At 45.6% G+C, this 13,974-nt stretch carries 11 protein-coding genes; 2 read left to right on the forward strand and 9 right to left on the reverse strand.

Features of this window, described 5'->3' with window-relative positions:
- Positions 1-137: 137 nt before the first annotated feature.
- Complete coding sequence (locus F6K37_RS17440; RefSeq protein ID WP_287251370.1) at positions 138-1,445, reverse strand: FAD-binding oxidoreductase; 1,308 nt, start codon at positions 1,443-1,445, stop codon at positions 138-140.
- Between the two features lie 161 nt (positions 1,446-1,606).
- Here F6K37_RS17440 and F6K37_RS17445 point away from each other — a divergent pair, with 161 nt between their 5' ends.
- A complete protein-coding gene (locus F6K37_RS17445; RefSeq protein ID WP_287251371.1) occupies positions 1,607-3,211 on the forward strand; it encodes an FkbM family methyltransferase in 1,605 nt (534 codons plus the stop codon).
- Between the two features lie 337 nt (positions 3,212-3,548).
- On the opposite strand, the gene F6K37_RS17450 is transcribed toward F6K37_RS17445, so the two are convergent.
- The 6 genes from F6K37_RS17450 to fbp form a co-directional block, all read right to left on the reverse strand.
- The gene (locus F6K37_RS17450; protein ID WP_008187996.1) at positions 3,549-5,207 is read right to left on the reverse strand and encodes a cobyrinic acid a,c-diamide synthase CobB; all 1,659 of its coding nucleotides are present in this window, start codon (positions 5,205-5,207) and stop codon (positions 3,549-3,551) included.
- 93 nt (positions 5,208-5,300) lie between these two features.
- Positions 5,301-6,656, reverse strand: a complete 1,356-nt coding sequence (opcA, locus tag F6K37_RS17455; protein WP_008187995.1) for a glucose-6-phosphate dehydrogenase assembly protein OpcA — start codon at positions 6,654-6,656, stop codon at positions 5,301-5,303.
- A gap of 88 nt (positions 6,657-6,744) precedes the next feature.
- Positions 6,745-8,274, reverse strand: coding sequence for a glucose-6-phosphate dehydrogenase (zwf, locus tag F6K37_RS17460; protein ID WP_008187994.1), 1,530 nt, complete (start codon positions 8,272-8,274; stop codon positions 6,745-6,747).
- Between the two features lie 206 nt (positions 8,275-8,480).
- Complete coding sequence (tal, locus tag F6K37_RS17465; protein WP_008187993.1) at positions 8,481-9,635, reverse strand: transaldolase; 1,155 nt, start codon at positions 9,633-9,635, stop codon at positions 8,481-8,483.
- A gap of 25 nt (positions 9,636-9,660) precedes the next feature.
- Positions 9,661-10,182 carry a hypothetical protein gene (locus F6K37_RS17470; protein WP_287251375.1) on the reverse strand — a complete coding sequence of 174 codons (522 nt, stop codon included), beginning with the start codon at positions 10,180-10,182 and terminating at the stop codon, positions 9,661-9,663.
- Between the two features lie 4 nt (positions 10,183-10,186).
- Complete coding sequence (gene fbp / locus F6K37_RS17475; RefSeq protein ID WP_008187991.1) at positions 10,187-11,266, reverse strand: class 1 fructose-bisphosphatase; 1,080 nt, start codon at positions 11,264-11,266, stop codon at positions 10,187-10,189.
- A gap of 268 nt (positions 11,267-11,534) precedes the next feature.
- Between fbp and F6K37_RS17480 the strand changes: the two genes are divergently transcribed.
- Positions 11,535-12,617: an ATP-dependent 6-phosphofructokinase gene (locus F6K37_RS17480; protein ID WP_008187990.1), complete on the forward strand. Its 1,083-nt coding sequence runs from the start codon at positions 11,535-11,537 to the stop codon at positions 12,615-12,617.
- Between the two features lie 142 nt (positions 12,618-12,759).
- Here the strand turns inward: F6K37_RS17480 and rbp are convergent, their stop codons facing one another.
- Entirely contained in the window at positions 12,760-13,041 is a 282-nt protein-coding gene (rbp, locus tag F6K37_RS17485; RefSeq protein WP_008187989.1) for an RNA-binding regulator, read from the reverse strand.
- 327 nt (positions 13,042-13,368) lie between these two features.
- Positions 13,369-13,587: a ssl0294 family protein gene (locus F6K37_RS17490; protein WP_287251377.1), complete on the reverse strand. Its 219-nt coding sequence runs from the start codon at positions 13,585-13,587 to the stop codon at positions 13,369-13,371.
- Positions 13,588-13,974: the final 387 nt, after the last annotated feature.

Genomic DNA, 13,974 nt, shown 5'->3' on the forward strand with positions numbered 1-13,974 from the left:
ACTCCCGACTCCCGACTCCCGACTCCCGACTCCCGACTCCCGACTCCCGACTCCCGACTCCCGACTCCCGACTCCCGTTCCCCTCCTGGGAGGGGTTAGGGGTGGGTTCCGACTCCCGACTCCCTAAAACCCATAAATCAAATTCCTCCAACAAATCGACCAGGACTTAAAACATTTTCTGGGTCAAATTTTTGTTTAATACCACGCATTACGTCTAACCCATTGCCTTGATATCCCCAAATATCTAACTCTTGCTTCAAGGTTATAGGAGCTTCTAATACTGTTAAAAATCCTTGTTCAGATTCACAATAACTGCGCATAGTTTTAATCATTTCCGAACTAACTGCTTCGGAATCAAACCACACTTTACCCAATCCACTTCTAACATGAATTACTCCCAATCCTCCCAAGCTTTCTAGGGTGTTGAATGTTTTAGCAGCAGCAGTTGGTAATACTCCTATTTTGCAGACAATTGTTGAGGATTGTCGCGATTTCCCGATTGAGTTTGCCAATGATTCCCATAGACTCGTGTCATCCCCGTTACTATAAAAACTATTCCGTAACCCTAACTGTTCCGCAACTGACTGTATTCGAGCACATTGCTCTTTAACACTGTCTGCTACACTTTGGAACCTTACCATTAATCCCATATCCTGACCAATCCCTAATTCTGTGACTAACTTAGGGGATAATAAATCTAGTGCTGTGGGAGTCAAGGCTGAGGCTAATACTGTTTTTATAGCTGAGGCAATTCCATCCATTTCACCTGTCAACACAATAGTTTCTGCTGCTTCTGGTAATGGATATAGCCGAAAGGTTGCCTGAGTGATAATTCCGAGGGTGCCATAGGAGCCAGTAAATAGCTTCATCAAATCATATCCAGCGACATTCTTTACCACTCGACCCCCGGCTTTAGCGATTTGTCCATCACTGCGGACAAAGGAAATCCCGAGCAACATATCCCGAACCCCTCCATAGCGTTGACTTAGGGAGCCGCTGTCTGCGGTAGCAATAATACCTCCAATGGTCGCTTCTTGGGGATTAGCTGGATCTAATGCTATAAATTGACCCGTTTTTGCTAAAATAGCTTGTAAGTCAGCTAATTTAACTCCAGCTTCTACGGTAACTGTCAAGTCTCCTACGGCGTGGCCAATGATTTGGTTGAGGTGCTTGGTACTTACTACCACATCAATGTCTTTACCAATACCTCCCCAGCCTAATTTACTGCCGTTACCACAGGGGAGGAGATGATAATGTTGCGAATGAGCTAGAGCGATGACTTGGGCTAGTTGCTCGGATGTGCTAGGGTAAACGATACTATCGGGAAGGGTGTCGGGAGCAATGGCTGGTTTGATGCGCTCTTGCCAGCTTGGGTCTAGGTTTCCCCAGGTGTAGATATTGGAATTTCCGACAATTGGTTCGAGGGTTGAAGCGATCGCATTCATACAAGTTGAGGGGGTTTGTTGATCAGATTGTGGGATAATCCATATAGTAATCGTAATGGATTGGTGAACAAAAACAGATCCTGATCGTCTTTCCTATCAGCCCATAACTGTGTGTTAGAGCTATAAACAGTACAGCGAACCTTTATTGAGAGAAAGCGGAAATGTCTGTCAATTATGCTGATTCCTATTGGCAATATCTCGAAAGTGCTGGTCTGAATCTGGATTCAGAGGCTTTATCTACTGTAGAGACCAGTATTGAAGGTACCTCTTGGGAGAATCCGACTTCTGCTATAGAATTGAACAACTGTGCTGTAATAGCATTAATTGAAGCTGAGCAATGTGAAAACTCATCCCTACGTGCCATGTATCTTGAGATGGCTTTTGATGCTTTGAGTCAGGGAATTGAGTTGTCTGATCATCCCCTGTGTGCTGCTCATTTAGCTCTAGTTTTCGCCATGACTGGAGAAATGGAGCAGGGGATACAAACAGCATTTCCGACGTTAATTAATACCCTACATCCTGCTGATATTAATGAGCAATCCATTCCTCTAGGACTAGTTTATCTACCTCCTGGAAATGACTTTACAGATAATCGGTATGAGCAATTGGCTCACATTCTAGATGCTGAGGATGGCTACGCTCAATCAATTTTTTTGTTAAGTGAGGTTTTATGTCGCTCACAATTGGTGTTTTATAATGCTACGGGATTAAGATTTATCCATCTTGCTGTTCAACTCTTCTCCGATTCCCCTTCTATTCATTTAAAGTTGGGAATTGCCAACCTGATCAATAGTCAATGGGAAGGATTATTTAATTTACACCAGGCTAAAAATTTGGCTCCCTATTCGGCTAGGATTATACAATCCCTATACCTCGCTTATCGAGATTTAGGACAGATAGACTTAGCTAAGTATTGGCGAGATATGGGGCTAGCTAGGGCTGGCGAGATTAGGGACGAATATTCGGATTTAATCGGGTTTGAATGGACTGAATTGGAGCTTGAAAGTCCATTTACTTATGTAACCTTTGAAGAGCAGTTACTATTAGCGGTTGAGCCAAGTCTCCGGAGTTTGGTGACAAGTGTGTTAATTGCTCAAGGAGACTGGTTTGAAAAAGAAATGGAGTTTTGGCGCAACTGGCTCCAACCTGGGATGACTGTAATTGATGTTGGTGCTAATGTGGGAGTCTACACTTTTAGTGCTGCTTTACGAGTAGGATCAGAAGGCTGTGTGCTAGCGGTTGAACCGTTTTCTGGTTGTGTTCGTTGTTTAGAAGAAACCTGTACTATTAATCAGTTAGAGTGGGTGAAAGTTTGTGCAGGAGCAGCTAGCGATCGCAATGGTACTGCTCAACTGGCTCTTCATGGTGCTAGCGAACTTAATGAAATTGTTTCTAGTGATGAAGAAGCAACGGTCAAACCAGGTAATTTTGAGGAGGTTTCCTGCTTTACTCTGGATAGTTTGATTGAGCAAGAAGCTATTAGCAAGGTTGATTTGTTAAAAATTGATGCAGAAGGTCATGAACTGCAAGTTTTAACAGGCAGCAACAGAATTTTAACGGAATTTACCCCAACGATACTATACGAAAATATTGCAGGGAGTCGGGGTAGTAACCTAGCTGTTGCTGATTTTCTCAGAGATAGAGACTATCAACTATTTCAATATCAGCCTTACCTAGGGCATCTAATTCCGATAAATTCTAGGGAGGATTTACAAGGAAGACTGAATATTATTGCGTTGCCTGAAAATATAGCAAGGGAAGAATAGTTGAGGATATAGTATTTTGGTTTAAAGGGAACAGGGAACGGAGAACAGGGAACAGTGATAATATTTGACTATTTCAGTACTTCAATTCATTGTTATCACTGTCTTGATGCAGTCGCTCATGGGGGAAACCACGGCAGTCGCTCATGGGGGAGACCCCCAAGACCGCGCTGCCTCCCCAAGACCGCGCTGCATCGCTTCCGTTATTAATTTTTTGGTACTGGTGGAATATGTTAAAAAAAAGTAGTTAAATAAAACAACAAGCAACAGGAAACAGGCAAAGATTGATTTGATAAACTTTTAAAGAACAAACTAGACTGATTGCCTGTGTAGTCGTTAACTAACTTGTCATTCCCTCAAAAGTGAACTGCTGACAGCGTTGCAAAAATCCCAGGGGAACCTCAAGACAACTACCCCAATGGAGATGAACATAGGAAGCATGGAGCTGATACAGTTGCCAACCTTCCACTCCAACCTTTCTCTGGTGATATCCCCGTAACTCAAACAAGGGATTGGAGGGCATGACTGTCAAGTGGGAGCGATGAAATTCATGTCCCCAAACCGTTGCTCCGGCAGGTAACAATGGTCCATCTACCAAAGCAGTTGCCTGTCGATATCCTAAAGTAAGGGATTTTCCCATCACCGTAACCGTGGGTAATACCCCTACCATTGACCAAGATTTCCCGTCAAAATCTGTAATCTGCTCCCCTAAATACATCAATCCGCCACACTCAGCATAAGTGGGCATTCCTGACTCAATAGCTGTTCTTACTGACTCTCGCGCACTAGTATTTGCAGCGAGTTGCTGAGCAAAAACTTCTGGAAAACCACCACCAAAGTACATCCCTTGTAAATCAGGAGGTAAAGTAGTATCGGTGAGGGGACTCCAATACACTAACTCTGCTCCTAGCTGTTCCAAACTATCGAGATTGTCTTGGTAATAGAAACTAAAAGCGCGATCGCATGCTACAGCAATTCGGATTAGGGCAGGTTGCTGGTTAGTAGAGGTTACAGGTTGCTGGTTAGTAGAGGTTACAGGTTGCGGGTTATTTGGTTGCAGGTTAGTAGAGGTTACAGGTTGCAGGTTATTAGAGGTTACAGGTTGCAGGTTATTTGGTTGCAGGTTGTCTAGAGAACCTTGGCCAATAGGCCACGCTTTCGGCAAAGCCGTTCGCGTAGCGTGGCCAAAGGCCTCCGCTGCGCGAACGCGAACAACCTCTAACCGGCCAACATTCAACTCAGAGTTAAGCTCTAACCTGTTAACCTTCAACTCAGAAAAACCTTGGCCTATTGGCCACGCTTCGCGAACAACCTGTAACCTACTAACCTTCAACTCTGAGTCAAGATGCTCCCAATTAAAGCAACTCTGTCCTAGATCAGCAAGTCGGTTAATCAAAGCATCCAGTTGAGTAATTTCAGCAGTAGGTATCAAGCCCAAATGCCGATCGGGAATAGTTATATTATCCTGACGCTGTAGCTCTCCTAATACAGGAATGTGTAATGGTTCGAGAGCATCCTTGAGCAATTCCAAATGCCGTGAGCTTCCGACTCGATTCAATACTACTCCAGCTATGGTAATCCTGGGATCCAAGGATTGATAGCCATATGCGATCGCAGCCACGGAACGAGATAACCGAGAGCAATCCAACACTAATAACACTGGTACGTCTAACAACCGTGCTACATGAGCTGTGCTGGCAAAATCATCTTTTCCTGATGCTCCATCAAATAACCCCATCACCCCTTCAATCAGGGCATAATCTACTCCCTGGCAATGGCGATAAAAGCACTCTTTAACATAATCTTCACAGGTTAATACTGGGTCTAAATTCCGACAAGGACGTCCAGTAACCCGCTGATGAAACATGGGGTCAATGTAATCCGGACCGACTTTAAAGGATTGAATTTTATAGTTACACTTGGATAAATACGATAATAGGGCGAGCGTAACTGTTGTTTTGCCCACCCCACTACGTTCACCAGCGATGATTAAAGCCATTGAATAGTTGAAGGTTTAAGGTTTTAAGGTTAAAGTTTATGATCTCAAAATTGAACGTGCAACTTGTTAACCTTCAACGCTTTTGTGAAACCTTCAACTTGTTACCGTCAAATTCAAAATTTCCTTGGTCACTGCCATACTTTCTTCGTATAGCATCTCCCTACCCCAGCGTTGTAATTGCTGAGAGAGCAAAAACTCTGTCTTCTGGTCAAACAAGGGCGATACCTGCTGAATGCGGCAAGACTGAGCCCCACCACCAGCTTCCATCCGCATACAACCTGTGGTTTGTGAACACAACACAGTGCAGCAATCAGCTTGCAGGTTGGTCGAACCCAAGCGCAGGCTAATCAAATCACCTGCCACATCTCCGACATCAGCTACGGGGATAGCTGCCAATTCTGCTTCTACAGGTTGCTGGTTGGGTCTGATAAATTTAACACGCCGCAGGTCGTAATCCCCACCTTCTTTGAGATCAGACGTGGGAAGCCATTCTAAGCGAGACGCTAACCAACTGAGAAACATCAGTGCTTGAGCCTCATTCCCTTTTTCGTAATCAATGGTAACTTGATCAACTTCGTAGATTGCCCCACGACGTTCTGGTGGATCAAATGCTTCTGCGGTTAACTCTTGCCATGCTGCCAACCGTGCCCAATTTAGGTCAGCCACTGGTGTGCCCTGATTGATCAGCTCACACATTTGTGATAACTGTTCCTCTGGATTGGTAAAGCTACTTGAGTCAACAATGACGGTATTACTTAGCCCTGCTAACCGTTGGAACAACCCATGCTCAGGATCAGGAGTTCCCTTCCACCAGAGGAATTTCGGCAGTTCTGCTAACATCAATTCCGAAATGACACCGCTAATCCGTTCCAAAGCAGCAGCGGTGCCAGTTAGAGTGATGTATTCACAACATATTAATGTACTCTGGCTTTGCTTTTGAATGGGGCAAGAGGCAGATACCTGAGCCTTAACCCCTTCATCTTCCCCGGCAATAGGACAAAGGGCAATAATGCGACAGGGGTTAGAGGCTGCGATCGCATCGGCAATTCCAAATCCTTCTAAATCACCGGAATACTGTAGATTCTTCTGTCTCTGTCCCTTCTGGAGAGATTCATTGTATTCCTCCCGTAGTTTTGCCTTAGTCGCCTCATCTGCTTTACCAGTTCTTGCCAATCCGTAGGCTTTCTGTGCTGCCTTGAGAGCAGCGACCATGCGTGGACCTAGGATACCATCGATTGGACCAGAATAATATCCCAGTGCTGCTAATAGCTGCTGGGTTTCTTCGGGTTCATAAACCACTAAACTAAAGGTGGTTGCCCTGATCGCACTGGGAGAGTCACCGTTTTCACCATAGCTTTGCCAAATTTGACGCAGTTCCGCTTCAATTTCACCCAAGGAAACATCTTTGGGAGGTTGTATCGAAAGCACCGGAGGAGATTGTGTAGCCATAGCAATTCACTTGTTTTTTGTCAATAGTCATTACTTACTAGTCATTAGTCAGTAGTCACTAGTCAATAGTCACTACTGACTAACTAACTTAAAGTCTGCGCCAGCGACGTCCATCTCGATTAATTAGGTGTTCGGCTTCCTTCGGTTCCCAAGTTCCTGCTTCATACTGAGGTATGGATGCTGGATCAGCCGGACCATCCCAAGCTGCCAAGGCTGGTGTCACTACCCGCCAGGCTTCTTCCACTTCATCAGCACGGGTAAACAAGGTTTGATCCCCTAACATACAGTCAAGTAACAGCCGATTATAGGCATCAGCGGTTGCCACGCCAAAGGAAGAACCGTAGCTAAAGTCCATATCTACAGTGCGGGTGCGCAAATCTGGTCCTGGCCGTTTTGCCTCAAAACGCAGAGAAATTCCCTCATTGGGCTGCAAGCGCAGGGTTAAGACATTCGGGCTAGTCTGCTGAGCCGCAGATTTAAAAATCATTAAGGGAACTTTACGAAACTGAATTGAGATCTCACTGACTTTCTTCGGCAGTCGTTTACCCGTGCGGAGGTAAAAGGGCACTCCTTGCCAGCGCCAGTTATCAATCAGTAGCTTGAGGGCGACGTAGGTGGGGGTAGTGGAATTGGGGTCAACCCCTTTCTCTTCGCGATACCCAGGCACTTGTTTGCCTTTCATCCAACCTGCTGAATACTGACCCCGCACTGCTGAATTTTCTAGATTATGAATATCTGCCAGGTGAGTAGCTTGAATCACCTTGACCTTTTCAGTACGGATACTGTCAGCGTCCAGAGCATTGGGAGCTTCCATGGCCGTTAGGCAAAATAGCTGCATCAAATGGTTCTGCACCATATCCCGCAGTGCGCCGGATTTGTCGTAGTAACCTGCCCGTTCTTCTACCCCTACCGATTCGGCTACGGTAATCTGGATATGGTCAACAAACTGGCGATTCCACAGGGGCTCAAAGATAGCATTACCAAAGCGGAACACTAACAGATTCTGAACAGTTTCTTTACCCAGATAGTGGTCAATGCGATAAATTTGCTCTTCCTTGCAAACTTTTTGTACCACCCGGTTGAGAGATTGAGCTGAACTTAAATCCTTCCCGAAGGGTTTTTCAATTACCAAGCGCTGCTTTACTGGGTCAGTCAGCATTCCCGCTGCCCCCAATTGCTGGATGGCTTCTGTAAAGAATCTGGGAGCTACGGCTAAATAAAATACCCGGTTTCCCCGTGTTCCCCGTCTACCATCGAGTTCTGCCAAGAAAGCTTTCAGCTTCTGGTAACTTTCCGGTTTATCCATGTCACCGGAACAGTAGAACAGGCCATCGGCAAAGTCTTGCCACAACTCCTCCGATTGAATCCCGTCGGAAAATTCTTCGATTCCCTCCCGCATTTGTTCCCGGAAGTAGTCATGAGTCCAATCTCGACGGGCAACACCAACGATGGTAATTTCTGGTGGTAGCCGTCGTTCTCGTTTAAGCTGGTAAAGTGCTGGTACAAGCTTGCGTTTAGTCAAATCTCCGGACGCGCCATAAATCACCATAATCAATGGTTCTGGCGTGCGCTCCTGTTGCAAGCCCACTCTTAAGGGATTTTCTAACAGAGTAACCATCTTTGCCTATTGAAGGTGATCAGGGTCAAGGGTAAAGCTTAAAGGTTATTTTTGCCCAGGGGTCTGGTTTAGGGTAGGTTGAAGGTTGAACGCGACGCGCGTGCCTATTGGCCAAGGTTAAGACTTTACATTAGCTTTCTATCGAAGCCATTTTGTCACCCGACAACCTTCAACCTAAATTAACTGGAAACCTTAAACGTCTTCTATTACACCGTAGCCAATAGTTTGACTTTGCTTTCTAAAGATGATATTAAGGAATCAAAGGGCTTAACAAATTTAACGATCCCTTCATCAAGCAATTCATCCATAACTTGGCTGAGATTGATATTGACATCAGGATCGTTTAGAGAGTTGATGGTTTGGTAAGCTTCTTCAACACCTGTCTCAATCCGACTTTCTGGGGAACAGTGATCGGCACAAGCTTCGATAGTATTGGGAGGCAGGGTGTTGACAGTATTCGGTCCAATGAGTTCATCGACGTACATCACATCGCTGTAGGCAGGGTTTTTGGTGCTGGTGCTTGCCCACAATAACCGTTGTACCTGTGCCCCTTTTGCTGATAGAGCTTTCCAGCGATCGCTTTGGATAATTTCTTTGTACTTCTGGTAGGCAATTTTAGCATTAGCGATCGCAACTTTGCCTTCGATTCCCTTTAGCTTCGCTGTCAAATTCGGGTCATCGCTCGCCGCACTTTTTTCCTCCAATTTTGCATCCACTTTGCTATCAATGCGGCTGAGGAAGAAACTAGCTACAGAAGCAATCTTGCTAATATCTTTCCCTTCTGCCGCTCGTTTTTCCAAACCCCGGATATAAGCCCAGAATGTCTCAACGTAGCTTTCTACAGAGAAGAGCAAGGTGACATTAACGTTGATGCCTTCACTGATAGCTTGCTCTACTGCGGGTAACCCTTCTGGGGTACCGGGAATCTTAATCATCACGTTTTCCCTACCAATAGCTTGGTAATAGCGTTGGGCTTCGGAAATCGTGCTTTGAGTATCTTTAGCGATAGTGGGTGGGACTTCAATGCTGACGTAACCATCTAACCCATTGGTTTCGTCGTAGACAGGTTTGAAGATATCACAAGCATTAGAAATGTCTTCAAATACCAGGGATTCGTAAATTTCCATCACCGACTTCTCGGCACGAATACCGGCTTCGATATCGGTATCGTAGATGGCATTGCCTGCGATCGCTTTTTCAAAAATTGCTGGGTTTGAAGTGATCCCACAAATTCCCCGGGTTTGAATTAGTTCTTTGAGTTCTCCAGACTCAATCAGCGTGCGGCTCAGATTATCCATCCAGATACTCTGACCATAATTTTTTTCAATCTGAAAAATCGGATTCTCGGCTGTCGTTGTCATTGCTTAGCTCCTTACTTGTTATTTGTCAAGGGTTTACAGTTATTTGGTTGTTCGCCTTTGGCATTCCCTTAGGGTAGGTTGGTTGGTTGGTTGAAGGTTGGTTGGTTGAAGGTTGGTTGGTTGAAGGTTGGTTGGTTGAAGGTTGGTTGGTTGAAGGTTGGTTGGTTGAAGGTTGGTTGGTTGAAGGTTGGTTGGTTGAAGGTTGGTTGGTTGAACGCGATCGCGTGGCCTTTTGGCCAAGGTTGTTCGCCTTGGGGTTCGGTGTAGGGTTAGTTGGTTGGTTGAAAGTTATTGGCTTGACTATTGGCTTGACGGTTGGTTGGAGTGGGGTAAAGCCTTTCTCAAAGAGTAGCCGTCGCCTTACCCCAAAGGATAAACCGAAGGGTAGGGAGGTTTTCAAAGCCACCTTCAACCGGTTAACCTTCAACCGCTTAACCTTCAACCGCTTAACCTTCAACCAGTTAACCTTCAACCGCTTAACCTTCAACCGCTTAACCTTCAACCAGTTAACCTTCAACCGCTTAACCTTCAACCAGTTAACCTTCAACCGGTTAACCCTGATCTACGTGCCCTGCCACTTCCAACTTTTCTTGCGCCTGCCTTGCTTTTTCCTCAATAAAGGACTTGACCAAAGCTACATCCTCTTTGCTGCCAATAATTAATGGAGTACGAGCATGGAGGGTTTTTGGCACAACGTCCAAAATGTTTTCAGTACCTGTACTGGCAGCGCCTCCGGCTTGTTCTATCAAAAAGGCTAGGGGAGAAGATTCGTATAGTAGACGCAACTTCCCTTCTGGTTTCTTAACAGTACCGGGATAAAGGAAGACACCACCCTGATGCAAGATGCGGTGAAAATCTCCCACTAATGCCCCACCATAGCGAGCAGTATAGCCTTCATGGCGATGGACATAGCGAATATAGTCCCTTATTGATTCTTCCCACTGCCAGAAGTTTCCTTCATTGGTGCTATACACTGGGCCATGTTCTGGCACCTTAATGTTTTCCTTCGACAGGATAAACTCTCCCAAACTTGGGTCGAGGGTGAAGACATGAACACCCGTACCGATGGAATACACCAGCATTGTGCTCGGACCATAGAGAACGTAGCCAGCAGCAATTTGCTTATGCCCGTTTTGCAGAAGATCACGGGCTTCCCCGTCTAGATCCTCTCCTTCTTGCTTACGAATCGAAAAAATCGAACCAACATTCAAGTTGGTGTCGATATTGGAGGAACCATCAATGGGGTCATATAGCAGAGTGTAACGTCCAATTGGGCAATTTTCCGGGATATAGTAGGGTTTTTCCATTTCCTCGGATGCCAAGCGACAGACGAGACCACTTTGCTTAAATACCGAGATGAAGACATCATTGGCATAGAGATCCATCCTTTTGACAGATTCACCCTGCACATTGACTTCACCCGTGAATCCTAACACCCCTTCCATCAAACCAGCTCGGCTCAAGCGTTGAGAAATTAGCTTGGCAGCTAGGGCTATGCGATTCATGAGGGCACTGAGGTCTTGTGCCTCCATGGAAAAACTTTGGAGTTGCTCGAAAACGTGACGGGATAACGTTTTACAATCCCGATCCAGGGCTCTTTCTTGAGTTCTAGGTTCAGCTACCTCTGCCATAATTTTTGTCCTCCCTAGGTCTTAGGGCACTTGGTTTGTCAGAGATGTTGGTGTTCGCGTAGCGTGGCCTATTGGCCATCGGAAGAGTACCGATTGGCCCAGTGCCTAGTCCTCTTCACTTTCTATCTTAGGAAGGCATTTTTAATGATGCTTAATAACTTTAGAAGAAATACAGAAATCAAATCTTCACACCATTTTTCTTGTCTAATAGCCTATACCTGAGGTCAAATTGATGTGAACATAGGCATTGCAACCTTAAACGGAGATTATGGGAGAAACTAAACGCATTGGCATTCTCACCAGTGGTGGAGATTGTGCTGGTCTCAATGCGGTGATTCGAGCTGTGACTCACCGAGCTGTGGCTACTTACAACTGGGAGGTGCTTGGCATCTGTCGGGCTACTCAGGGGTTGATGCAAAATCCTCCTCAAGCGATTAACCTAACTTTGGACAAGGTTGATCGCATCTTGACTATGGGTGGTACAATGCTTGGCACTACTAACAAAGGCGACCCCTTTGCTTTTCCGATGCCAGATGGTACGCTATGCGATCGCAGCGCTGATATTGCTGATGGCTATCACCAACTGGGTCTAGACGCTCTCATTGGTATTGGGGGCGATGGCAGTTTGGCGATTTTGCGCAAACTTGCCCAACAAGGGGGGATGAAATTGGTAGGTATACCCAAGACTATCGATAATGACGTTGCCATTACCGAACGCTCTATTGGGTTTGACACTGCCGTTAACATTGCCACCGAAGCTCTAGATCGCTTACACTTCACAGCGGCTAGCCATGACCGGGTGATGATTTTGGAAGTGATGGGGCGTGATGCTGGTCACATTGCTATCAGTGCTGGCATTGCAGGAGGGGCTGACGTTATTCTGATTCCAGAAATTCCTTATACCCTTAACAATGTCTGCCATAAAATTAAGCAACTTCAGGAGCAGGGGCGAAACTTCTGTTTAATCGTAGTTTCCGAGGCGGTTCGCACTGCAAGCGGTGAGGTGCTTCAGAGTAATGTGGGGTTTGGTGAATGTCGATTAGGTGGCATTGGCCAATATCTAGCCCAAGAGATTTGTAATTCGATTGGAGCGGAAACGCGAGTGACAGTTCTTGGACACACCCAGCGGGGTGCCACTCCTTCACCCCTTGATCGCTTAATTGCCTCAGCCTTTGGTGTGGCAGCAGTTGACTTAATCGCCAATGAACAATATGACCGGATGGTGACATGGCAATATCGCCAGGTGGTGAGTGTACCGATTGAGGAAACGATTAAGCATTATCAAGCTGTGAATCCTAACGGAACTTTGGTGAGAACCGCTAGAGGATTGGGTATTTGTCTAGGAGATTAGAGTGTATTTAAGATTATGAACGTTTTAAGTACATGAATCGTGTTGACTGTTGACTGGTACTGGTCAACGGTCAACGGTCAATGGTCAAATTCTGAACACTTAATCAGTCGTACCAATTAGATGTTCAACAGCTTATTACCAACTACCAGGAATTGCGCCGTTGAGTGTTACGATTATTATTTTCCCGAGGTCTGGCTTTATTGACCCTGATTCTACGTCCCATCCACTCAGCACCATCCAAGCTTTCTATAGCTGAGTCTTCTTGATCTGATTCTGTCATTTCCACAAAGGCAAACCCGCGCATTTTGCCGGTTTCACGGTCTGTGGGCATAACAACTCGTTTAACGGTGCCGTAGTCTCCAAAAACTGTTTTTAAGTCGTCTTCGGTGGCTTGATAGGACAGGTTTCCGACGTAAATGGTCATGTCGATCGATGAGGCAGAACATAGAACTAAAGTTCAGAGGCACAGAAGAACGGAGTACAACGTATTTTGGTTGCTCACGGTCATGTCTGAGGAACCAGTGGTAAATTTCGACAGTGGGCAACCACCTCAGGGGGGGAAGCAAAATCAAAGTTTTACCAAAGGAATCCACTGAACTTGTGAATACCGTTTCATGATAGCTCACTTACGGGATTATCAGTGGTTGTCTAGTTGACAGTATTTAATAATTCATCAAAAAAATGTATTGGGGTGGTGCTTAAGCACCAATTAGACCCCAAACAACCACGCTAAATATAGTTTAATTAGCTCTTAATCAATGGAAATCGACTGCGGACCTGTATTTTTATCATTTTCGCTTCTGTTATGACCATCTTTGTATATCTCAGAGCCATTTTGAGCCTCTAGCCAACTCTTGAGAGGATCATCTGAGAGATTCAGGCGGAACACTCCTGAAAAAAATCCGCCCAAAAAAGCGACAGGCTGCTGAGTAAATTCTTCAAAAATTGGTGTCAGTTCATTGAGGAACATCAGTTGATCTCCTGGTGCTGGTTGTGCTGCCAATAGTTGTATGAGTGATTAGATTAGACATCTCCAAAAATTAACCTCAAACCCTTGCACTGCCTGGGTCAAAACCGAGTGTCTGGAGATGTCTATTGGGATTCTAATTGGGATTCTAACGTTTATTGACACTCCCCATGCCTAGAAGGCAGGGGATTCTTGGCTCACAGACCCGTCTTGCGTGGGCCAGCCGGAACCAGGAAGAGTAGAGGACAGATCTCCCCAAGCGTTTTATTAGAGTCGATGTCCCCTATTAAGGGGAGCACCTCTCCTTCAAATCCGTACGTGAAGGTTTCCCCTCATACGGCTCCTGGATATCCTGGCCTTTCGGTCTGCTCCCATGGATGTATTGGTGAC

The sequence above is a fragment of the Moorena sp. SIO4E2 genome (assembly GCF_010671945.1).
GTDB lineage: Bacteria > Cyanobacteriota > Cyanobacteriia > Cyanobacteriales > Coleofasciculaceae > Moorena > Moorena producens.